Origin of the sequence: Mesorhizobium sp. M8A.F.Ca.ET.218.01.1.1, assembly GCF_004791165.1 — a bacterium.
In the GTDB taxonomy this organism is placed as follows: Bacteria; Pseudomonadota; Alphaproteobacteria; order Rhizobiales; family Rhizobiaceae; genus Mesorhizobium.
The window spans coordinates 1-288 of sequence record NZ_SRUZ01000192.1 but is presented as its reverse complement, the minus strand read 5'-3'; the positions used below and the strand labels follow the sequence as shown (position 1 = coordinate 288).

The 288-nt window shown below is 70.1% G+C and carries 1 pseudogene; it reads left to right on the top strand.

What is annotated here, in order from left to right:
• Positions 1–288, top strand: a pseudogene (locus EN861_RS34980) (alpha/beta hydrolase); the annotation flags it as partial.

The window sequence follows — 288 nt, the reverse complement described above, 5'->3', positions numbered from 1 at the left end:
GGCGCGGATGAGCCTGAGGCAGGCGGTGTCGTCCGTCCGCAAAGCCATGAGCCTCTCCGGCGGCGGCCGCTTCCTGACCGATGGCGCGAACATCGCGCTTCACCTCGACGATTTCGATTTCGACGTGGCGCGCTTCGAGGCGCTGGCGGCGAGTTCCGCGCCCGAGGATCTCGAACGGGCCGTCGCGGTCTATCGCGGCGACCTGCTCGACGGGCTCGGCCTGCGGGAAGAGCCGTTCGAGGAATGGCTGCGGGTCGAGCGCGAGCGCCTGCGGGGGATCGTCGTGTC